Here is a 23,081-nt window from a genome sequence, read left to right on the forward strand (position 1 = left end):
TTCTAAATCCCAGAATCGAATGACCGTCTTTGTATTTGGCCACCGCAATCCTGACACGGATGCGATTTGCAGTGCCCTCGCGTATGCTGATTTCTTGCGTCAAACCACTCGGCCTGATGCGGTCGCGGCATGCTGTGGCACGCCGAACGAACGAACCGAGTTTGCGCTCAGAAAGGCAGGGCTGCATACGCCTCGGATCATCATGGATATCCGCCCGGAGCTGGAAGACGTTTGCAACCGATCCGCGGTGGTGGCGCGATGCAACGACGTGTTTTATGACGTCTACAAGCGAATGAATGAGAACGAAGTTCGCTCCATTCCGGTGCTCGATGAAAACGAACATGTCACCGGAATCGTGACGCTGTTGGATCTGCTTGAATTGATGCTGCAGGGCGGTGTCGATCCAGTTCGATCGCGATTGGTTTGCAGTTCGCTTGCCAAAGTTGTCGACGTGGTGGGTGGGGAATTCCAGAACGCGGTCGATCCCGATCGAGTCGACGACTTCGTGGTGACCGTTGGTGCAATGAGTGCGGGCGGATTCACCGAACGCATGAAACAGTTTCCGGCGGAACGCTTGTTGGTTGTCAGCGGCGATCGCCCGACGATCCAACTTCCCGCTCTCGAAATGGGTGTGCGAGGCCTTGTGGTCACCGGCGGATACAAGCTTTCGAGCGGCTTGCTGCAGTTGGCTCAGGCTCGTGGGGTTTCCGTGATCACTTGCCCTCTTGATACCGCAACGACCACGATGCGTATCAAGGCTGCTCAGCGGATCGAGCCCGTTATCGAAACTGAATTCCTGACCTTGTCGGCGAAGATGCCAGTGGCGACCGCTCGCGGCCACGTTTACCGCTCGCCGCAGACAATCTTCCCAGTGGTCGACGGTGCGAAATTGGTCGGCGTGCTCAGCAAGAGTGACCTCGTCAATCCTCCCAAACCACAGATCGTGCTGGTTGACCACAACGAGTTGTCCCAGGCGGTAACCGGCGCGGACGAGGCGGAGATTATCGAAGTCCTTGACCACCACCGACTCGGTGGATCGCTGAAGTCAAGTCACCCAATGCGGTTCATGATGGAACCGGTGGGTTCGACATGTACGCTCGTTGCACGCATGTTTAAACAAGCGGAAATCGAGCCAACGCCAGGCATCGCCTTGTGCATGGCTTCGGGCATGATCAGTGACACCCTGTTCTTACGATCGCCAACGACCACTGACGTGGACCGCGAAATCCTGCAATGGCTGCAGACGTTCTGCACTTGTGACTTGGAATCCTACGCGAACGAGTTCTTCAGTGTGGGGTCAGCGTTACGCTCGCGAACTCCCGAACAAGTGGTCCGTGAAGATTGCAAAGAATTCGAAGAATCACGTCGGCGATTTTCGATCTCGCAAATTGAAGAGATCGGCTTTGATTTGTTTTGGAAACGCAAAGATGAATTGGCCGCCGCGCTTGAAGGATTGGCAAAAGAACACAACCTTGAATTCTCTGCGTTACTAGTCACCGACATTTCAAGCAACGGCAGCTTGTTGTTGATGAGCAGCGAGCCCGAGGGATGGGAAGAGATCAATTATCCGCAGCTTGAAGACAAACTCTACGAGCTTGAACAGGTCGTCAGCCGCAAGAAACAACTCTTGCCGCTGATTATCAGCCTGATCGAAAACTCACCTGCCGGCTCGGTATAGGACCAGGCTAGAAGCTTCACGCTTCCCGACTATCGCTTCACGCGGGCGTTGCCCTGCCAGATGCTCCAGACTTGATCTTCGTCGGCTGGTTGGGCGCAATCGGTCAGCATGGTTGCCGCGAGGGCACCTGTGGCCCAACCGAATTGAGTGCTCTTTTCGGCACTCCAGCCTTTAAGCACACCGTAGAGCAAACCGCCCACGAATTCGTCGCCGCCGCCGATACGGTCAAGAACGCCGATTTCACGCGGTTCAACGACGCAGAAGTCATCGCCGTGCGACACGATTGCTCCCCACATGTGTAGGTTGGCGCTTTCGACTTCGCGAAGCGTGGTCGCAAACAAGGTTGCACCGGAGTATTCTTTCTTCACTCGGCCGATCATTTCCTTGAAGCCGTCGATCTTGGCACCGATGTCTTTGCCACCGGCTTCGGGGCCTTCGATGTCCAGACACAACTGAAAGTCTTCTTCGTTGCCGATCAGAATGTCTGACAGGCTGGCGATCTCTTTGAACGCGGCCGACAGTTCCTCTTCACGGCCGCGCCAAAACGAAGCGCGGTGATTGAGGTCAAACGAAATCCGAGCGCCGTGCTTCTTGGCCGATCGAGCGATCTCTAGGCAAAACTGGCTGGCTTTTCAAAATTTGCTTGCTTCAGTACTCCGCATTTGATACCTTCCAGTTCGTTTAAAACGATTCGGCCAATGCACTATACAATGTAAATTGAGGATTCTTCGATGCAAGCGTAAAGTATTCGATCTAGCTTTGCGAGTCTCGCTTTGCTCTCTCTCTTGCCACTGCTTTATGGCGAAGCAATTTGTCTTGCACAAGATTTGGACCCACCACCCAATGTTGGGCCAATTGAGAGCGTGCCCATCGGAACTTGGTGTTCGGTCTTTCAACAGAACGGAAAGTTCTGCAAAGACTTTTTCACAAAGGAGGAGTGCGACAACACTTGCGCCGAAACGATCTTATTCCAGTCAGTGTATTACACGCCCGATGGGGAAGCCTATCCAATTTTGGTCACGGCAATGGCGTGTGCGGACACCGGTTATGTACGTGAGCCGAAAGATGAAGCCATGCATCATTGCAAGCCGAGGCAAGTACAGGCGGGCGATGATCCACTAGATTATTCAGGGTGTAGAGAGATAACTTTCGATTGTGGGTTCGAGTGGGAATGTGGTTTTGGATGCAAATGGGAACTCGGTAGTTGGTCTTGTCAGGGTACTTGGAACGCGAATCCAGTGCATGTCGAGACCAATGAGCTTAGCCTTGCGACGGCGGGTGATTGTTTAGAAATGGACCCTCCTCAGGCATTGTGACACGGCTGGATCAAAGCCAGTCCCAACTATCATTTCGTAGTTCATCTATTCGCATCCTCATAAAGAACTTGGGAGCCTTTTCGATGAAGTTGCCGTTTCAGATCCTGATGTTCGCTGTAGTTTTCCCGGTTTATGTGGGTTCCGCTGATGAGCCAGACTTGGAAATCGATGACGGGTTGCAGGTGCGATTGCAGTCGGCACTTAGGCAGGCACCGCTCAGCGAGAGAGAAATTGCTATCCGCATAGCCATTTCCGAGGAAACGCAGGACAGAGTGGATAGGTTGATACACCCATTTATAACCTGGGGGAACCAGGACGGGCTCTATTGCTGTGATCTAGATGTCGTTGACACCTACCGTGTTCCGAGCAAATCCGGGAAGCGTGTGCGCAAGGTCGAAATGTGGGATGGTTTTTTTGCTGTTGATAACAAGGCCGATGTTTTTCATTTCGCGCGGTTGTTAAGTGATAGCGAAGAAGAGTTCAAGCGTGATGGTATTTTCAGCTATGGGAGCGATGGGCGTCCCCCTTTGAAAGAGAACAAACTTGTACCAAGGAGCGGGTCGTGCTTTGGGAGAGAGGGAAGAGTAGTTGTTGAACTCCTCAATGGACAGAGATACTCGACCTCGTCGAGGCGGTTACTACACACGCTGGGTTTGGGGCCGATAGCGTTAGGCCCAGCTTGTGACTACAACGGATTCAAATCGACCCGAGTTACTGCTGACGACATAATTGAGCAAGTCAAGACCGTAAACGAGCTGCTCGAATTGAATGACGGAGAGACATGGACACTAACTAACTTGGGATTTGGAATAACACGGGAAATGCGTTGGGCAGGCAAGCCAAAGATGCCAATTTACACTCGGCTATTCAAGAGCTACGTGGCGGACGGCGGCAATGGTCCAAAGATGGAATATACGTTTGCAGAAACCACCACGGAATGGGTAACTGAGTCAGGTGAAAACCCTAGGCTCATGAGTATCGAGCTATTTCAACGTGACCCGATGGTGCAAAATTCTGAGGAAAGTGCAGCTAGAATGATCATCGACTTTGAATGGCATGATGCAGAAGTGGCTGCGAGGTTGGGAATATTTGACGAGAAATCGCTTGGTCTGTTTTTCCCTCCACTGAAGCCGACTCTACAGGCTGAAGTAAGTCGTCAGGAGAACGCGAAATGACCAGGAAGCTAACTGAAATTTGTCTTACCATTTCAGCTGCGATCAGTCTTGCCCTCGTCGGTATTGTCGAGAGCGCGGAGGTTGATTCACATCTACTTCGGTGCAACGCCATTGCAGAACAGACGTTTGATGATGGTTTCCAAACTTTAGCACCGCTGGTTGTTAATGCTCCTGCAACAACGTTCGACGCAGGTGAGTTTTCTACGCGAGTGATGATAAAGAATCGCCTTGCGCGAGTTCTTGAGGTTCAAGACGTTACATAATCCTGTCGCTGCGCTGAAGTGACCGTCGTAACTGGGAAGGCCAAGCCCGGTGAGGAGTTAGAGCTTGCGGTCGTGATAAAGCAACAGAAAGGGAACTCTTCGATTGGTGGTAGGATTTCCCTTATCTTCAATGACGAGAAAATCGGGCCTCAGTCTTTAGCTATCAGCTCAGAAGTCGAGGCACCGATAATGGCTCCCAAGCAATTTGTATGGTCTGCCGAATCAAAGAGGTACGCACTTCCCGTGAAGATTCTTTCAGGCTACGAAGATTCAATTGTTGGTGTGCGAACGAATGGTGGCGAAATCAACACATGGGCTCTCGAGCGTCTAAGCTCCGATGATACCGAATTTTCTGAGAGAGGGTTCACTCACAAGGTCGTGCTGAACTCAGTTCCTTGGAGCGACGAGAACAACCATCTTGTCGTTGTCGACCTGCGGATTGATGATGTAGAGGACAAAGAGTTTGGCATCACTGCTTGGTGCTTTGGTCGGGCTGAGCGATCAAAGCTTCTCGTGTTTCCTAAGAAAGTTTACCAAAATCGTCTAAGCAGAGTCAATGAATTCGAGATTCTGCTCGTTCCTGCCTCCTCATGCGGCAACGGACTTACTGTTCATGCTGCGAACGAGTTAGTATCGATCACGTCTACTAAAAGTGGCGCAAAGTTTACTTTGAGCGATGAATTCATCGAGTCTGTGGGTGCCAATGAACTAGTTTTTAGTGTGCGTTGCGGCGACCAGTTGATAGGAGTTGCATCTGTCGAAATCAAGTAATTTCGAGATGCCTAAGCTGTTACTCGCAGAGCGAGCAGCTATGCGATTGCGACGTTTCAAGCCTAGCGTTTCACGCGGGCGTTGCCTTGCCAGATGCTCCAGACTTGATCTTCGTCGGCTGGTTGGGCGTAATCGGTTAGCATCGTGGCCGCCAGAGCACCGGTGGCCCAACCGAATTGGGTACTTTTTTCAGCGCTCCAGCCTTTGAGTACGCCATAGAGCAACCCGCCAACGAATCCGTCGCCGCCTCCGATACGGTCAAGAACGCCGATTTCTCGAGGTTCGACGACGCAGAAATCATCGCCGTGCGACACGATTGCTCCCCACATGTGTAGGTTGGCGCTTTCGACTTCGCGAAGCGTGGTCGCGAATAAGGTTGCACCGGAGTATTCTTTCTTCACGCGGCCGATCATTTCCTTGAAGCCGTCGATCTTGGCACCGATGTCTTTGCCACCGGCTTCGGGGCCTTCGATGTCCAGACACAACTGAAAGTCTTCTTCGTTGCCGATCAGAATGTCTGACAGGCTGGCGATCTCTTTGAACGCCGCGGATAACTCTTCTTCACGGCCTCGCCAGAACGAAGCGCGGTGATTGAGGTCAAACGAAATGCGAGCGCCGTGCTTCTTGGCCGATCGAGCGATCTCCAAGCAAAATTGGCTTGTCTCTTCCGAGAGTGCTGCGATCAGGCCCGATAGGTGAACCACTTGAGCACCTTCATCGCCAAAGATGCGTTCGAGATCAAAGTCTTTCACATTCAGCTTGCGGCCGACTTCACCAGCGCGGTCGTTTTGCACGCGGGGTCCACGTGAACCCCAACCGCTGTCCGCCATGTTGATTTGGTGACGATCGCCCCAAGGAGTTTCCTGTTCGAATTCCGGGCCTTCGAACGTCATGTGCCGGCGGCCGAGATCATCTTTGATGAAGCGAGCGACGGGACTGTCTTTGACAAACGCAGTCAGGATTTTGACAGGCAAGCCAAGAAACGACGAAACGCTACCCACATTCGATTCAGCGCTGCTGGCCGTCATCTTGAAGGTGTCACTGCAGTGAAACGGCTGGTTGTCCACAGGCGTCAGGCGGATGCCCATGCTGGTGGGGATGACCATCGCGTGTTTGGCGTCTTTTCGCAGTTCAATCATTCTGGTTCCTGAGTCTTAAGCGTCTGATTTGTTGGAGGTTGGATAGGAAAGCTAGATCGTTACCGAAGCAAATCCGCCATCGATGGCGATGTTTTGGCCGGTCACAAATGAGGCAGCTTTTCGACTTGCCAGCCACACGACAGCACCAGCCAGTTCGTCGGGTTTGCCGAAGCGATCCATCGGCGTATGGCCGATGATCTGACCTCCACGTTCGGTGTAGGAACCGTCATCGTTGAAAAGCAGTTTGCGATTTTGTTCTGCGGGGAAAAAACCTGGGCTGATCGCATTAACGCGAATGCCCGTAGTCGCCCATTCGCGAGCCAACCACATGGTCAAGTTAATGACGGCCGCTTTAGCGGCCGAATAGGCGACCACGCGTGAAAGCGGAATCATTCCCGACATCGAGGCGATGTTGATGATGCTGCCCACACCAGCGCTAATCATGTCCGGCGCAAAGATTTGACTCGGCAGCAATGCACCGCCAACAAGGTTCAAGTCGAACACATCTCGCCACGCATCGAGCGGCAATTTACATACGTCAGCGCCTGGGCCAATGGTCGCCTCGGGGCGATTGCCGCCGGCGGCGTTTACCAGTACCGATGTTGGGCCACCTGCCCAATCAGCGATCGCTTGGCGAGCCGAATCGAGCGAATCGCCTGATAAACCGTCCGCCGCAAAGAACTTTGCTTGGCCGCCACCATCGATGATCTTCTGAGCTCGCGCGTTACCGCGTTCCTCGCTGCGTCCGACGACGGCAACTTTGGCTCCGAAGGCTCCGAGAGCCTCTGCCATCATGCCGCCGAGTTCGCCTGTACCGCCAATGACTGTGGCGATATCGCCATCAAGTTGAAAGATGTTTTTCATAGTGGCAACACTTTAATCGCCACTGCCGGACGGTAACAGGGCCACCACGGATTCGGCGTCAATTCTCAGGTCGATTTCGAGTCCCGTGACGCCTAACGTTCCTCGGCACCGCCAACTGCGTTCAACGCCCATTCGTGAGCAACCCCAAGACGCTCTTCCAGCGGTCCATGCATCAAAACAAGAGCCTCGGGCCCGCCAACGATAAAAAACGCGTTCTCGGCTTCTTCTTCGTTGATGAGTTCCATCGCCTGATACATGCGGATTTCGGCGAGGGTTTCCAGGGGGCTCATCGAGGCACTGGCCAAAATGGTGGCGATTCTTCGTTTTGCGACTTCGGGTGACAATTTGGGCAAAGGTACCGCTTTGACTTCGCGATCGAAGATTTTCCAGAAGGTCGATGTTTGGTCTTTGATGTAGTCTTCGCTACTAGAGATGCGTCTTGTCGCAAGCCCCTGCTCAACTTCCTGATTGTCGAAGCTCTTTGACGAGACCAGCGATTTTCCGCTGGCAACATCGATCAACCGCAAACGTGAAATGTTCTGGATCGAATTGTTGCGACCTTCTTTGACGGAAACATCGAAGTGGAACAGCACATCGATTTGGTTTGACTTGGCAATGTCGATTGCTTCGTCCGATGACGCGATTCCTAGGTAAGACAATCCAGGACGCCACATCGGTAACGGCTCCGGCGCACCACCAAGCACTTCGGCAAGTTCGCCTTTGATCAAATTCTTCTTCGGTGCCGTCCTGGCGTTGTGTGCTTGTCGTGGGTCGACTGGTTTGGGGGGAGTGATGCTATTGAAGAGGGAACCGAAGTCGCCTGATTGAAAGCGATTGTCAAAGTCGGCCGCGAAGGTTGTGGCGACAAGCCCCAGGTGTTGTTGCAATTCCTCGTCGGTTGTCTCGCTCAACATAGGTGGCGGTTCCATGCCCGAAGGTCGAGTAGGTGTTGCGGCGCCTATGTTGGATGCCATCGACCCCGGCGGCCCACCGTATCCCGGTGGCGGTCCACCCATTCCTGGCGGCGGCCCACCCATTCCCGGTGGCGGTCCTTCCATTCCTGGCGGTGGTCCACCCATGCCAGGTGGCGGTCCACCCATTCCCGGCGGTGGCCCGCCGAACGATGCCATGGATCCCTGTGATCTGCCTTCCTTGATAGGTTGAAAGTCGGTGATGCTCTCGCCTCCGCGAACCGCCATCGATACACCGCAGCGAATGTTCCAAGTAGGTCGCTTTAGCAACGGGCTGAATTTGACTGATCGCAATGTGACGATCGCATCGTCAAATTCAGTGGCCATATGAGCGTACATCAGTTGCCTGCCGAGTTCCGCGTAGCTGGCCGAGAACGCTTCGGTCGACTCATTTGCCAAAATCGGTCCGGGTTTGACGTCGACTTCCACATCGCTAGTGAAGATCGAAAGGACATCGATTCCATTGACCATTGAGGTGACGGGAGTGAAGTACACGTCCGAAGGACTGCTGGAACCGGGGCTGCCGTACCCTGGCCCGCCGGCACCGGGTGGGCCGTATTGGCCTCCTGGCGGACCGCCGTATCCCGCTCCTGCATTCATGGCAGCTTGACGAGCCGCCGCTTCGGCCGCCGCCGCTGCCGCAGCAGCCGCGGGTCCTGCACCCTGGCCAAGGGCAGAATTTGCCACTGGGAAAACAAACAGACCCAAAACCGCACAAGTAACCAGAACGGTGCAGGTGAAAGGGGTGGGGAGTGTCGGTTTTCGCATCAGAAAATGCTCACATCGGGATTAATTTAGTAGCAGCTTCAATCGCCGTGTCGCGCTGATAAACACGTGCAAAGTACCGCAAAATTCTGTCTAACTGGGCATCATAAACCGAAGCCGGGGTCCGAGGGGAAGGTTTTCGCCGCTTCCACCTGTCGGAGGGGAACTTTTTGGGGTTATCTGAGTCAAAAACCGCATAAACTAGTTCACCAAGGTCGGCTTCAAGCAAAATGGATAAGCTGCCGGTCCGAAGAATTCACATTGATGATTTTGCCCTCACCTCACGACACGCATCTGTCACCACCCATCCGTCACCAAGTTCAATCCATGGCCAACCGTAAGCCTACTCGAACCATCGCTGACTCGGTCGCTCGCCGTCGTGCAAGCCTGAGACGTCGCGATACCCAACGGCGTTTACGTGTCGAAAGGCTGACAGACCGTCGTGTTTTAGCGGCAATCACTGGTGCGGTTTTTGAAGACGCTAACGTCTCGTTTGCTTTGAACGAGGGCGAGGTCAATGCTCCATCACGTTTGGTTTACATTGACGTCAACGATAACGCTTCGCTCGACCCGTCGGATCTTATCGCGCTTGCTGAGGTCGATGGGTCATTTGCGTTTACCGGTCTTGCCGATGGCACTTATTCGCTGCGACTTTTTAATGGCACTGCGACTCAGTATCAAACAATGCCTGTCGGTACCGATGGCATTGTTTCGCCGATCGCTCTGGACGGTGGTGCCGAGCTAATTAGCGGTTCCGCCGGTACCGCGATCATGACCAGCGACAGCATTGTATCGGTCGACTTGAATGGCCCTTCGCTGTCCCCGGTTCGTGTCGCTGACAGCCTGACGAAGACGCAGCAATTGATCGATGGTTCCCTGTTAGTGATCGGGACCGATTCATCCGTTTCGACTGCTTGGCGAATCGAGCCGTCGACTGGGAACGTTGCTTCGGTAGATTTATCAGGCGCAACTCCACCCGTCTTTCCGATGCCAGAATTCGTTGATTTGGCCATCGACGGAACGGGGCATGGGGTGGTTTTGGAATCCGGTGCAGGACTTTTGCCGATTCGAACCATCGACGCCAGTGATCCTGGTAACGCGATTGTGGTTTCGGTGACAGACACCTTTGTTCCCGAGGGAACGTCAGTGTTGACGTCAAGATCGGGACCACGTTCGGTGTTTGCGACTCCTAATGGAAGCGGTCTGGATTTGTCGCTGTGGAGCAATTCGACTGCGACTTTAATTACACCATCAGCGACTTTGGTCGATGATGCGACCGAAATGTTAGGCTACGACGACGCCTCGGGCCTGCTCGCCCTGCGTGGTGTCGGTGGTGGTGTTAGTGTTCATGATGTCGACGCAAATTTTGACACCCTGCATCAGATCGATCGACCGCTTGGTCCGATTGTAATCGACGGTGCCCGAGATTTGCTGTTCGCGATCAGTCCTGATGATGCGATGCTCGCACTGTATGATTTGACGAGCGGTGAGCTGATCACGGATATGGTCATAGATTTCGCTTCCGTAGGAACACCGGTTTCTCTTGCGCTCGGTGCCGAGAGTAACGAGTTGCTAATCCTCGGTACGGCAGGTTTGGCCGAGATTGCACTCGACAAACCAACTGCGATCGAGGTCACGATTGCCGGCCAGCAAGATGTCGACACGGCGTTGTTCGGAGTCGCGATGAAAGGTGCGAACACAGCACCTCGTTACGAATCTGTGCCAAGCTTTGAAACCGATGAAGATCAAGAATTGGTTGTCGCGGCGCCCGCAGCCTTAAGCGTTTCGGTTGATGACGAAGACGACTCGTTTGTGGTTGTCCAGGTGAGCCAAGCCACCAACGGTGTTGCCAGTGTTTCACTTAGCGGTTCGCTTAACTACACGCCGGACCCAAATTTTAATGGTGACGACTCATTCGATGTCGTGTTACACGATGGTCGAGATGTTTCCGATGAAGTCGCGATCAATCTAAGCGTCATCCCGGTCAGTGATCCTCCTGAAGGAATCACAGTGACTGTGCCACCCGTACCAGAAGACGTGCCGGTTGGCGGTGCGATCGGGGATGTTGAGGTGATCGATTTCGATGGTGGCGGTCACGTCTTTGATGTCGACGACATCCGATTTGGTGTCGAGGGCGGCAAGTTGATCTTCGTCGGCGGGATATTAGATTTTGAAACGGAGCCGTTCGTGAACATCACGGTTACGGCGACGGATACCGAGACAAGCGATACCGTTTCTGACTTTGTGACGGTCACGATCCGCGACGCCAATGACCCTATTGTCGGCATTTTGCCCAAAGAGTCTTTCGTCAACGAGAATGTACCTGGCGCGACGATTAACTCGCTGAGGGCGGACGACCAAGACGTCCAGAATGAACAAGAGCACACGTTTGCCGTTGATAACGACAGTCGATTCATTGTCGACGGCGCCGAGTTAAGGCTCGCCGATGGTGTGGCCTTGGACTACGAACTCGAGCAAAGCGTCGTGATCATGGTCACCGCCACGGAAGTTGATACGGGTAACTCGTTCAGCCAAGAAATCACGATCTTTGTTCGCGACTTCCCCGAGCAACCCGAGGCTCTTTCACTCAGTAATCAAACGGTGATGGAGTTAGTCGATGGGGCAGTGATTGGCGACGTATTGATTGATGGTGGGGCGGCGAACGCTCGGTTTGAATTAACCGTTAACAGTGAGAGTCTTGAGATCGTAGGCGGCGAGCTGAAAGTGAAAGACGATCAATTCGTCACACGCGATTCAGGTGCTCAGATCGTGGTTGAGATTACCGCGACCGATACGTTGGCTGAGTTCGGTTCGATCAGCGAGCAGTTTGTGATCGAAGTGCTTGAGAACGAAACGCCTGCCCACAATCGAGACAACCCGTACGACGTCAATCATAACGACGATGTATCCGCCCAAGATGCTTTGCTGATCATCAACTACCTCAATATCTTTGGTCCCGGACCAGTTGGTTCGGGTGACCTGGGCTTTTGCTACGACGTGAATGCCGATGGCATGGTGACCGCGCTGGATGCCTTATTGGTGGTCAACCACATCAATGTCATCGACAGCGGTGGTGGCGTTGGCGGAGAGAACGGCGATGGCGAATTGGGACCCGAAGGTGAACTGGCCCCCGGAAGTCAATTGGGACCCGAAGGTGAGTTCATTCCGTTGCCAGCTAACAGCTATAAGTTAGTGGTCACCGACGATTCCGAAGAAACGATTGACCGAGCGACGTTGCTAATGCTAGTGGTCGACCAGCGACGCAGTCAGGTCGCCGCAGCGGTTGATTCCACGCGGGATCAGACCATTCGTGAATCCGCCCTCTTCAACGCTTCTGATCATGAAGCCGATGTCGAGGAAGGATCCGTCGAGGATATGGTTCGACTTCTTTCGGATCTGCGAAGCTAGGCGAATCGGCAATTCAGGCTGCTTTGCTTGCTCTCGCTTCTTGAGCTGCTAATAGCTTCTTTTGGTATCGAGATTGAACGATATCGACGATGATTAGCACGGAAAGTACGAAGTAGAACGTGCTCTTTTGCATGGCGGTGATTTCATGGCCAAAGAATTCTAAGTGAGCGAGGTGTCCGCCTTCGCTGACCAACATCACACCGACAATGAATAGGATGAACAGTCCGAGGACTTCGTACATCCGATTCTTCTTTAAGAACTCTGCAACGTGGTCAGATAGCACGATCATCAAGACTCCGCTGATAACTACGGCGGTCGCCATGATCCAAAGGTTTTTGGTCAATGCCATCGCGCTAAGGATAGAGTCAAACGAAAAGACTAAGTTCATTACCACGATCATCGTGATTGCTTTGGCTACCGAGCCGGTGGGACCGCCCTCCCCTTCGTGATCAATCTCGGGTACTGACAGCATGTGGTAGATTTCTTTGATCGCGGTCCAAAGAATGAACGCACCGCCACCAAGCACGATCAAACTGTGCCCATTGATCGCTGCGGTGAAGTATTCCGAGTCATATTCAAAGAATGCTGATTGCAGCTTCTCGACCATCTTCACCAATAGAAATAGCAATACGATCCGGAACACGATGGCTAGGCTAATCCCGATCCTGCGAACCTTCGATTGTGATTCTTCGGCAACACGTTTGCTCTCGATAGAGATGTAAAGCAGGTTGTCGAAGCCGAGCACGATCTGCAGCAGAACGAGCATTCCCAACGTCAACAAACCCGGGATCGACAGCAAACTTTCCACAGGTTTGGCGACCTCGATCGCGGTTTCGGCTGCGGCCGTTTCAGCCAGCATCCAAGGGACAAACGCAACCAGTTCGGCGGCATCGAGTAGGTTTAGCATGGCAGATATTCCATTACTCAAGAAAATTGCAAGGATCCAGCATCTACGATCGTGTGATCAAGAGTCGACGAACGAGTATGATGTTCGAGATTGCCAGCGACCACCAGCGGTCCACGAACAACTTCCCACCCTGCTTCCCCTTTGCCACGAGATTTACAGTGAATCGATTCGCATCCCTGCTGCTTGTCTTGGGTTTGATACCCGCAATGTTGCCTACGTCCGCTCGCGCTGAGTCTGGATCTCAAATGTACGAAGTCCGCAGCTACGTGCTAGGCGAAAACGGTGATGCTGCGGCGGTTGATAAGTATCTCGAAACCGCATTATTGCCGGCGCTCGCTCGCCAAGACATTGGACCGGTAGGCGTTTTTAAGAATGCCCCCAGCGACGAAACCGGCAGTCAGCGGTTCGTGGTGGTAATTCCTATTGATTCGCCAGACGCACTCGTGACGATGAATGAGAAAGTTTCCGCAGATGCCGACTATCAAAAGGCCGCAAATGAGTTCTTAAGTCGTGAACCCAAGTCACCCGCCTACGCTCGTGTGCAAAGCGAATTGCTAGTCGCGATGGACTGCATGAAAAAGTTAGTGGTTCCGGAGGGGGCGACCGCCAATGCGGATCGCGTATTTGAATTGCGAGTCTATGAAAGCGCGAATGAGAGATTAGGTAACCTCAAAGTGGAGATGTTCAACGAAGGTGAAGTTCCTATCTTTTTGGATTGTGGAATCATTCCAATCTTCATTGGCCAGGCGGTTATCGGCCCGCAAACGCCTAACTTGACCTACTTGACGCTCTACCCCAACGAAGAGGAGCGGCTGGAATCTTGGGTTAAGTTCCGAGAGCACGCGGATTGGAAGGTCCTTAGCGTCGTGCCAAAGTATCAAGGGACCGTCAGCCGAATCGACAAGTTTGTTTTGGTGCCGACGAATTACTCGCAGATTTAGCCCGATCGACGGTTGGGTGGCACACTTTGCCTTGCCGGCATGATCGTGCGTGATTGCCCCCATCGGATATTAAAAATCTTGCTCTGCGGACTGTCCCCTGGTCATCCGCAGCGGTAGGATTTTCGCCATGACTCCGATGATGAAACAATATCACGAAGCGAAGGCAGCCTGCGGCGACGCACTGCTGTTTTTTCGCATGGGTGACTTCTACGAACTGTTCTTGGACGACGCAAAAGTCGCGGCGGGGATCCTCGGATTAACGCTGACTAGCCGGGATAAGGACAGCGACAACCCGACGGCGATGGCGGGATTTCCGCACCATCAGCTCGATGGGTATCTGCATAAGCTTATCCGCGCCGGCTATCGAGCGGCCGTTTGCGAACAGATGGAAGACCCCAAGACTGCCAAGGGGCTCGTCAAACGCGAGGTCACCCGCGTTGTTAGCGCTGGGACACTGACTGACGACGGGCTGCTTGACCCTCGCGAATCCAACTACGTCGCTGCGGTGTGTTTGATCCACGACAAGAAGTCAGGCAAGACCAAAGGGACTCCCAAAACTCTTGCCGGAATCGCCTGGGCAGAACTTTCAAGTGGACGTTTCGAAGCGGGCACGTTCGACGTCGCTCGTATCGAAGATGAATTGGCTCGAATTGGCCCTGCCGAAGTGCTCTATCGTGAAGATGATTCGCACTTCTCGCCGGACACGACCGCACCTTGGGCGTGGACCTCGCGTCCAGCATGGTCGTTTGCCGAAGACACGGCCAAGGAAACGTTGTGCAAGCAGTTTTCGGTGCAAAGCTTAGATGGCTTTGGCTTCGAGGATGACGATAAAGCTTCCCTTCGTGCCGCCGGCGCGGTATTGACCTACCTGCAAGAAACTCAACGCAGAGAGCTGACTCACTTCCGGTCCATCGCATCGCACCGCCGCACGAACTTCCTGCAAATCGATGCCGCGACACGACGCAGTCTTGAAATCACTCGCACGATCCGCAGTGGATCCCGTGAAGGATCGCTACTGGGGGTGATTGATCGGACATGCACATCAATGGGGTCACGATTGTTGGGCGATTGGATTGCCGCTCCGCTCATTGAACGCGATGCGATTGAGTCTCGGCTCGATGCAATTAGCGAACTGGTAAACGATGCCAAATTAAGAGCAGACATTCGTGATACGCTCAAGCGGGTTTTTGACTTGACCCGTTTGATGGCACGGATTGCAACACAACGAACGGGACCTCGTGACCTTGTTCAAGTCGCACAAACGCTGGCCAATCTGCCGGCGCTAAAGGCTCGATTGACGGATCGCAAAAGTGAAAGATTGGCGTTCGTGGAAGCCCACCTGCACCTTTGTCCGGAACTGCGTTCTCGGCTTGAAAAGGCGTTGTCGGATGAATGTCCGATCAATGCATCGGAAGGCAACTTCATTCGCGAAGGCTACGACGAGGAACTCGACACATTGCGAGCACTCGCCAAAGGCGGCAAGCAGTGGATTGCGGCGTATCAGAAAACTCAAATGGACGAGACCGGTATCCCCAACATCAAGGTGGGATACAACAAGGTCTTCGGCTTCTACTTAGAAGTCACCAACTCTCATAAAGATCGGGTTCCCGATTTCTTTATTCGCAAGCAAACCCTTAAGAATTGCGAACGGTACATCACACCGGAGTTGAAGGAATACGAAGAGAAAGTATTAGCTGCGGACGACAATGCATCGATGCGTGAACAGCACCTGTTCATGCAGCTTCGCACGATGACTCACAATCATTTGTCGACGCTACAGGAGGTCGCCACGGCGATGGCCGAGCTTGATGTGCTGGCATCGCAAGCCGAAATCGCAGCAACCCGAGGCTGGACGCGTCCCGTGCTGACTGAGGATTCGGTTCTGCGCATTGAAGAAGGTCGCCACCCGGTCTTGGACGTGACGTTGCCCCAAGGTGAGTTCGTGCCCAATGACTGTATTCAATCACCAGAGGCTGGCATGATTCAGTTGATTACCGGTCCGAACATGGCCGGTAAGAGCACGTATATTCGCCAGGTCGCTTTGCTGACTTTGATGGCCCAGGCTGGTTCTTTCGTTCCAGCAAAGAAGGCTGAGATCGGCATCGCTGATCGCATCTTTGCTCGCGTGGGTGCTAGTGACGAGCTCAGCCGCGGCCAAAGTACGTTCATGGTCGAGATGGTTGAAACGGCCAGGATCTTGAATACGGCAACTTCGCGAAGCCTCGTGATCTTGGACGAGATCGGACGCGGGACGAGCACCTACGACGGTTTGTCGCTGGCTTGGGCGATCACCGAACATCTGCACGAGCAAATTGGCTGCCGAACTTTGTTCGCCACACACTATCACGAGTTGACACAACTTGAAGAAACCCTGCCTCGCGTCGCAAACCTGAATGTGGCAGTTAAGGAATGGAACGACGAAGTGATTTTCTTGCACCGAATCGTCCGCGGAGGTGCCGACAAGAGCTACGGTATCCATGTGGCGCGGCTGGCGGGTATTCCGCTATCGGTTAATGAACGGGCCAAGGATGTGTTGGCTCAGTTGGAAGCCGACCACCGGGATGCACTGGATCGTCCTACGATTCAATCGCCGGGCGCTTCCACGAGCGGTCAATATCAAATGACTTTGTTTGGGTTTGCGGACCATCCTTTGATTGGCGAAGTCGACAAGCTGGACATTGATTCGATGACTCCAATCGAGGCGTTGCAATTTTTGCAATCGGCCAAGCAGTCACTTCGATCGGCAGCGGCGACCTAAGAGATTGACCTGAACTTGGCAGCGATGGATTGTGGTCGTGATGACCAAAGTCGCTGCCGGTGCCACCAATAAAAGCCGTACTTCTTTGTCATCAAGTTGCATGAACCAGTGCGGCAGGTAAGTGTCGATGCCTAGCGTGATCGCATACGTTTGAGCCAGATAGGCAAGCGTCAGCAGAACGAATCCTAAAGCAACCACTAGCCAACGCGTTTGGGCGCTACCAGAAGCTGCAAGCCACGATCCAAGTGCCATCGCAAAGCACGACGGCAAGAACATGCCAATGATGCGTGGCAATTCTCCATTGAGGTTAAGAGTGCGAAGCCCCGTGATCAGTGCCGCCATGATTGCGGTGAACACCAGTAGCCATCGAATCGACATGCTTGCGTTTCCACTTCGGCGGCTGGGACGTATTCGGTAAGGTGGCGTCCGTGTCCAGCGCATCCACGCCGACAAAATCACGGCCAGTCCGATGGAAAGGATAAAAAACGCGCTGGTGACGTTATCGAACAGTCGAAAAACCAAAAAACCGAACAAGCAAGACGCGACTGCGGTAAAGCATTGAGGGCATCGGCAGCCCGGTGATATCAGGATTGCACCGACCGTCGGGCCAGCGAAAAACAAGATCGCCAAGACCCACCAGTCGATGGCTTTCTCACCGTGGAAGTCCGAAACCAGTTGAACCATTCCGGTCGCCAGCACTTGGACGAATGCGATGAATATGGGCATCCACCACCAGTTGCGACCTATGGCGAAGGAATCCACTTGATGGGGAGTGGGAGTTGGCGTCACAGTGTCCTCGACGGATCAAAGCAGCAAACGATTCATTCAAGCTACTTTCGGTCCGTACATAAAGAAAGCCCCGCAGCGTTTTCACACTGCGGGGCTTTCATGTTCCTCATGTCGAAAACGACATGGGAGAGCAAAACTAGTTGCCGCAGCTAGTGCAGCCAGCGCCGGTTTCCATTACAGCACCTTCGCTGTAACCGCTGTCCATGATGACTTCGCCACCATAGCTGCCGCCGTCACTGATGATTCCGCCTTCGCTGTAACCTTCGGTGCCAGCAGGAGCTGACATGATGGCTGGTGCTGCGTTGCCGTAGACCGGGACCGTGACGGTCGTCGGAACTTGCTTGCAGACCTGAACCTGAACGGTGCGAGTCGATTGAACAGGAACGCACACGGTGTAGGTCTCTGGTACTTCTTCGGTAACGTTATCGTAAACGGTAACATTGTACGAACGAGTACGAGTTTCAGGAACGTTGACGGTGAAGTTCACTTGACGGCTTCGCGTTTGCGATTCCATGCGAGTGCGTTGAACCGTACGGGTACGTTGCTCGGTCGTCATGGTTGTTTGTGGAACCATGCGAGTGCGAGTTTCCAAGCGAGTGCGAGTTACTGGCACCATGCGAGTACGAGTTTCTGTCGTCATCGTGGTAACAGGAACCGTTCGAGTGCGAGTCTCTTGACGAGTCTTTTGCACTTGGTACGTACGAGTACGCGTTTCTTGGCGTGTTCGTTGAACATTGACCGTTCGCGTACGAGTCTCGGTATTCATGACGGTGTAAGGAACCGTACGAGTACGAGTTTCGGTGCGAGTGCGAGTCACTGGAACCATACGCGTGCGGGTTTGCGTGGTCATCGTGGTCACAGGAACTTCGCGGGTGCGAGTTTCCGTGCGGCAACGTTGAACAGCAACCATACGGGTACGAGTTTCGGTGCGGTACTTGGTGACGGTGTAGTCACGAGTACGTTGCTCGGTACGGCAGCGTTGGACTTCAACGGCACGGGTGCGTTGCTCGGTGGTGTACTTGGTCACGTTGACGGTACGGCTACGAGTTTCGCTACGAGTGCGGGTTACAGGAACCATTCGCGTTTGCGTTTGGGTCGTGTAGCTGGTCACGGTGTAAGTGTAAGGAACTTGCTCACACTGGACTTGGTACGTCGTGCAAGGAACCTGTTCGGTTACCAAGTTCGGGCACCACACTTTCTTGTAGCAAACCGTTGGGCACGAAACGACTGGAGCACAGCCACAGCTTGATTCGCATCCGCCGCAACTGTCGCAGGACGATCCACAGCTCGATCCGCCACCGCAACCACTGCCACAACCGTGGCCGCCTTTGCAACCGAGAACTCCACCCAGTAGTCCGCCGAGAACGCCACGGCGAGCACTGCCGCCACCGTATGCGCTACCGCTGCTGGTGCCGCCACTGGTAACAGCAACCGTTTGGTAACTGCCTGCGTCGCGGGTCACTGTTCGCATGGTTGTCACAGGAACTCGCTTGCTAACGGTACGGTAAGCGGTGCGTTGTTCTTGGACAGGAACTCGGACAGTGTAGTTTTGAGCGACTTGCTCGGTGTAAGGAACTTGAACGGTGTAGTTCTGAGTTACTTGCTCGGTGTAAGGAACCGTTACCGAATACGGTTGTTCAATCGTTTCGGTGTAAGGAACGTTGACGTTATAGGTTTGCGTCATCGTTTCGGTGTAAGGAACCTGAACCGTGTAGTTCTGCGCAACTTCTTCGGTGTAAGGAACGCTCACTTGATACGACTCGGTGCGACTCGAGGTCACAGGAACTTGAACCGTGTAGGTTTGCTCAACGTTCTCGGTGTAAGGAACGCTAACGGTGTAGCTTTCTTCGCGAGTTTGCTGAACTGGAACTTGCACCGTATAAGCTTGCTCAACTTGCTCGGTGTAAGGAACCGTCACGGTGTAGTCTTGAGTCATCGTTTCGGTGTAAGGAACGCAAACGGTGTAAGTCTGTTCGACTTGCGACGTCTGAGGAACCTGCACCGTGTACGTTTGAGCGACTTGCTCGGTGTAAGGAACCGAAACTTGGTAGGACTGTTCGACTTGCGTCGTCACAGGAACCTGTACCGTGTAAGGAACTTCCTCGGTGTAAGGAACAGCAACCTGAACGGTGTACTCTTCGGTGCGAGTTTGAGTCTGCGGCACGTTGACCGTGTACTGCTGCTCACGAGTTTCGACTCGAGCGACTTGTCGAGTGACACTTCGCATGCGAGTACGAGTCTCTTGCTGATAGCTAGTCACAGGAACTTCGCGAGTCTCGGTGACCATTTGCGAACGCATCACAGTGCGGGTCTCGTAGGAAACCGATGGACCACAAGCTCCACCAGCACCCAAAGCACCACTGCCGTAACCGCTGTCGCTTCCAAGAACAACGCCAGAGCTAGCCGAAAGGCCAGCGCCGCCGCCGATGCATGCACCCGATCCGCTTGAACAGGGGGCGCAATTGCAATTGCCTGCTGCGCTAACGCTAGCAGTGGTCAGCACGAATGCCGACGCGTAGAACATTTTTGAAATCCACTTCACAGTAGAAATCCTCCTCGAGGGGACAGAAAGAATATGAGATGTGCTTTGGCCCGTGCTAAATACGTGCTCCAGCCTCCGCATCCCCCGAGCGGTTAACCGATACTAGAACAAAGGGATCGTAATACAACTTTGTTCAGGTCCGATTCCAAAAAAAAATCGGCAGGCCGTTTTGGCCTGCCGATTGAAGTGATTGATCGAGGATGAAAGGTGGCTTTTTTTGCCATTTCACCCGGTTTTCTATGCGGTTTTGAAGTTACCGAGTTCGGAACACCTGACCAGGCTGGATGTTGGTGGGGTAGCCTTGGTTAGTGATGGGTGTGCCAGTGGTGCTTCGGGTGGCCGAGCTACGAGTTGTGGTGCTGCGAGGGGCTGGGGCCTTCTCTTCGACCTTCTGGTTGACCAAGTTCCAACGCTTGCCATTGAGGCCCGATGCTGGATTCCAGTCCAATCCAGGAACAAACATGATCGAGGCAATGTTGCTGCCATTGATGGTGGCGGTGCCCCATTCGGTATCGACAGTGACCAGCTTGACATCGGTCGCACCGGTGATCGAGTCACCGTTTAGCATCACGACGGTGGTGCTGGCGTTCTCGGCCGAAGCAAAGCGGATGCCGGCAACTTCTGAAAGTGGAATGCTGGCTCCGCCGAACGAAGTTTGCATTTCAAGTGTCGTGGTGTCGGTCAGTGTGCCTTCGAGGCGCGTTTTGCTGAGCAAATCAACGGCAACGCTTAAAGGACGAACGGCTGGTGCTTTGGCACTTGAAGTAGCGCGAGCGACAGGCTTCGCCTTTGGAATTTCTTTCTTCGCTTCTTCTTGAGCCGAAACATTGCTGACCGTCAGGGCTGCAATGGCGAGTGCGGCAACGCAACTGCGGAGGGAAAACAACGATTTCATAGGTAGACTCTCTGTAAGGTGAGAACTGCGGTTTTCAAACATGGATGTTTCGAACGATGGCAAGACTCTGCCTTCGATGGATTCGACACTAGTTCGCAGTCCAACCTCGCTGACACGAATGCGATCGTGATCGAGCAATATTCCAGAGAGGGGGCGTTATAGTCGGCATAGCTTGTACAGCCCGACGATTCCCGTGGTAGAGGCTACGGCGTCAATGTGGCTGGCGCGACGTGGTTGAAGATCGTCCAGTAATGAGAGAACGCCGCGGTCATCACCATCAGGTGCCAACCGGCGTGCAGGTAACGGACTTTGCGATCGTTCACTAATAGTACGACCCCAAGCGTGTAGAAGATTCCGCCGATGAACATCCAGGTCACCACCACCGAGGGAACTTGTCCGAACAGCGGGATCGCAGGTAGCCAACCCAACAATAGGTACGAGATGGTTCCGCTTGAATTGACTCGGTGCTTCATCGCGACCTTGTGAAAGAAGCCAGCACCCGCGGCAATCCAAATCGCCCACAGCAACCACGTGCGGGTGCCATCAGTGGCAAACCGATAAACGATGGGGGTGTAAGTGCCCGAAATCATCGCGTAGATCATGGCTTGGTCCCAAGATCGCAACACGTTCAACAGCGGGCTGGGTTTAACCAAATGAGAAAGCGTCGAGAAGAAAAACGTCCCAAAAACCGAGGCAATGTACGCGGCACAAGCGATGGCCATTCCCGTGCTTTCCTGCTGCGCTCGCAGTACCAGGAAATAGCCCAGAACCAGTGTCGCAATTGCCGCGATGCCGTGCGTGATCGCATTGGCCCACTCTTGGCCGGCTTGCCATGGTGGTTCGCCAAATTCGTCTACTCGTTCAAGTTCGATCAAGGGAGAGGCTTGGTCGGTCGGCACAGGTAGCTTTCGTGAAGGCGTTGCGAATACAGTTGATTTGATGGCGATTGAACTAACTTCCAGCCTGGAATGTTGAAATCGCAGGCTGGAAGCTTACGCCTCTTTTCAAGTACGGCAACTATGGCGCGATCGCAACCGGTCGTGCCCAACCACGACTTCGCAACCAAGTCGCACACAAATCTGGCCAAGCGTCAGTCGGTTTGCCATCGGTGCGTCCACCAAATCCATGACCACCACTACCGAAGACATGAAGCGAAGCGGGAACCTTATTTTGGTGAAGTGCCGTGTAAATTGCCACACTGCTGAGCGCGCTAACATTGTCATCGGCGGCATGAGCAAGAAACATCGGTGGAGTGTTTTCGTTAACGCTTAGCTCATCAATCAAATCAGTTGTGCCTTCGCGGTTAAGCCACGCCGGATAGATTAAAACGCCAAAGTCGGGTCGTATCGAAACTTCATCAGACGAATCGATCGGTTCATAGTGTCGCGTTTCTGAGAATGCTGCTCTCGCCGAAGCGTTGCCGCCTGCCGAAAATCCTAATACGCCCACCGTCTTGGCTTGAACTCCTGAAATTTGTCCACTACGGACCAGGCTGATACTGCGTTGAATGTCTTGAACGGGAGCAAGCCATTTGACTTCCTCGCGTTTGGTGGGCACTCGATACTTCAAGACCGCCGCGGCCACTCCGATCTCGTTGAGCCACTGAGCGATCTCGGTGCCTTCCAAATCCCAGGCAAGGATGTTGTAGCCTCCGCCGGGGGCAATCAACACGATGGTATCGCTGGAACCGTGTTGAGGGATGTAAACGTGCAATTGAGGAACGGAAACGTTCCCGAGCCGAATCACGCTTCGCCCGGCAACATTGCGACCGTCGGGGCCCGAAGTGTCTTTTTCAGCTTCCGTAGGTGCATTCCATTGAGGCGGCGAATCAGGCCAAATCGGAATGACCATGTCGGCCTTTGGTTCGGTTTGACTGTTTGCCGTGGACGGTTGATCGGC

General features: G+C 53.6%; 17 protein-coding genes. 7 read left to right on the forward strand and 10 right to left on the reverse strand.

Translation table 11 applies throughout. From position 1 onward, the window contains the following. Positions 1-19 precede the first annotated feature (19 nt). Complete coding sequence (locus Pla22_RS06005) at positions 20-1,678, forward strand: putative manganese-dependent inorganic diphosphatase (protein WP_146513810.1); 1,659 nt, start codon at positions 20-22, stop codon at positions 1,676-1,678. A gap of 29 nt (positions 1,679-1,707) precedes the next feature. Here the strand turns inward: Pla22_RS06005 and Pla22_RS06010 are convergent, their stop codons facing one another. Beyond that, complete coding sequence (locus Pla22_RS06010; protein WP_261343142.1) at positions 1,708-2,286, reverse strand: PfkB family carbohydrate kinase; 579 nt, start codon at positions 2,284-2,286, stop codon at positions 1,708-1,710. Positions 2,287-3,077: 791 nt separating this feature from the next. Here Pla22_RS06010 and Pla22_RS06015 point away from each other — a divergent pair. The 3 genes from Pla22_RS06015 (at position 3,078) to Pla22_RS06020 (ending at position 5,203) form a co-directional block, all read left to right on the forward strand. Next, positions 3,078-4,169, forward strand: coding sequence for a hypothetical protein (locus tag Pla22_RS06015; protein WP_146513811.1), 1,092 nt, complete (start codon positions 3,078-3,080; stop codon positions 4,167-4,169). Beyond that, entirely contained in the window at positions 4,166-4,432 is a 267-nt protein-coding gene (locus tag Pla22_RS25160) for a hypothetical protein (protein WP_165440536.1), read from the forward strand. The genes Pla22_RS06015 and Pla22_RS25160 overlap by 4 nt, the downstream gene beginning before the upstream one ends. A gap of 243 nt (positions 4,433-4,675) precedes the next feature. Further along, a complete protein-coding gene (locus Pla22_RS06020) occupies positions 4,676-5,203 on the forward strand; it encodes a hypothetical protein (RefSeq protein ID WP_146513812.1) in 528 nt (175 codons plus the stop codon). Positions 5,204-5,265: 62 nt separating this feature from the next. Here the strand turns inward: Pla22_RS06020 and Pla22_RS06025 are convergent, their stop codons facing one another. The 3 genes from Pla22_RS06025 to Pla22_RS25480 form a co-directional block, all read right to left on the reverse strand. Beyond that, entirely contained in the window at positions 5,266-6,342 is a 1,077-nt protein-coding gene (locus tag Pla22_RS06025) for a sugar kinase (protein WP_146513813.1), read from the reverse strand. A 51-nt stretch (positions 6,343-6,393) separates the two neighbouring features. Then, positions 6,394-7,206 (reverse strand): SDR family oxidoreductase, encoded by an 813-nt coding sequence (locus Pla22_RS06030; RefSeq protein ID WP_146513814.1) that lies wholly within the window; start codon positions 7,204-7,206, stop codon positions 6,394-6,396. A 92-nt stretch (positions 7,207-7,298) separates the two neighbouring features. Then, the gene (locus Pla22_RS25480) at positions 7,299-8,864 is read right to left on the reverse strand and encodes a hypothetical protein (RefSeq protein WP_207310304.1); all 1,566 of its coding nucleotides are present in this window, start codon (positions 8,862-8,864) and stop codon (positions 7,299-7,301) included. Positions 8,865-9,206: 342 nt separating this feature from the next. On the opposite strand from Pla22_RS25480, the gene Pla22_RS06040 reads away from it, so the two are divergent. After that, a complete protein-coding gene (locus tag Pla22_RS06040) occupies positions 9,207-12,350 on the forward strand; it encodes a dockerin type I domain-containing protein (RefSeq protein WP_146513815.1) in 3,144 nt (1,047 codons plus the stop codon). A gap of 13 nt (positions 12,351-12,363) precedes the next feature. Here Pla22_RS06040 and Pla22_RS06045 read toward each other — a convergent pair whose 3' ends face one another. Beyond that, the gene (locus Pla22_RS06045; RefSeq protein WP_146515260.1) at positions 12,364-13,116 is read right to left on the reverse strand and encodes a TerC family protein; all 753 of its coding nucleotides are present in this window, start codon (positions 13,114-13,116) and stop codon (positions 12,364-12,366) included. Positions 13,117-13,463: 347 nt separating this feature from the next. Here Pla22_RS06045 and Pla22_RS06050 point away from each other — a divergent pair, with 347 nt between their 5' ends. Together Pla22_RS06050 and mutS are read left to right on the forward strand one after the other, a co-directional pair. Continuing rightward, positions 13,464-14,198 (forward strand): NIPSNAP family protein, encoded by a 735-nt coding sequence (locus tag Pla22_RS06050; RefSeq protein WP_146515261.1) that lies wholly within the window; start codon positions 13,464-13,466, stop codon positions 14,196-14,198. 127 nt (positions 14,199-14,325) lie between these two features. Further along, entirely contained in the window at positions 14,326-16,956 is a 2,631-nt protein-coding gene (gene mutS / locus Pla22_RS06055) for a DNA mismatch repair protein MutS (RefSeq protein WP_146513816.1), read from the forward strand. Here the strand turns inward: mutS and Pla22_RS06060 are convergent. The 5 genes from Pla22_RS06060 to Pla22_RS06080 all read right to left on the reverse strand — a co-directional run bounded on the left by Pla22_RS06060 (position 16,930) and on the right by Pla22_RS06080 (position 23,033). Next, a complete protein-coding gene (locus Pla22_RS06060) occupies positions 16,930-17,745 on the reverse strand; it encodes a hypothetical protein (RefSeq protein WP_146513817.1) in 816 nt (271 codons plus the stop codon). The two genes, mutS and Pla22_RS06060, sit on opposite strands and share 27 nt — an antisense overlap. A 136-nt stretch (positions 17,746-17,881) precedes the next feature. Continuing rightward, positions 17,882-20,269 carry a ribonuclease E domain-containing protein gene (locus tag Pla22_RS06065; protein WP_146515262.1) on the reverse strand — a complete coding sequence of 796 codons (2,388 nt, stop codon included), beginning with the start codon at positions 20,267-20,269 and terminating at the stop codon, positions 17,882-17,884. Between the two features lie 271 nt (positions 20,270-20,540). Further along, on the reverse strand, positions 20,541-21,182 hold the full coding sequence (locus Pla22_RS06070; RefSeq protein ID WP_242631829.1) for a hypothetical protein: 642 nt from the start codon (positions 21,180-21,182) through the stop codon (positions 20,541-20,543). A 203-nt stretch (positions 21,183-21,385) separates the two neighbouring features. Beyond that, the gene (trhA, locus tag Pla22_RS06075) at positions 21,386-22,081 is read right to left on the reverse strand and encodes a PAQR family membrane homeostasis protein TrhA (RefSeq protein ID WP_165440537.1); all 696 of its coding nucleotides are present in this window, start codon (positions 22,079-22,081) and stop codon (positions 21,386-21,388) included. A 118-nt stretch (positions 22,082-22,199) separates the two neighbouring features. Then, positions 22,200-23,033 (reverse strand): alpha/beta hydrolase, encoded by an 834-nt coding sequence (locus Pla22_RS06080; RefSeq protein WP_165440538.1) that lies wholly within the window; start codon positions 23,031-23,033, stop codon positions 22,200-22,202. Positions 23,034-23,081: the final 48 nt, after the last annotated feature.

Origin of the sequence: Rubripirellula amarantea, assembly GCF_007859865.1 — a bacterium.
Lineage (GTDB): Bacteria > Planctomycetota > Planctomycetia > Pirellulales > Pirellulaceae > Rubripirellula > Rubripirellula amarantea.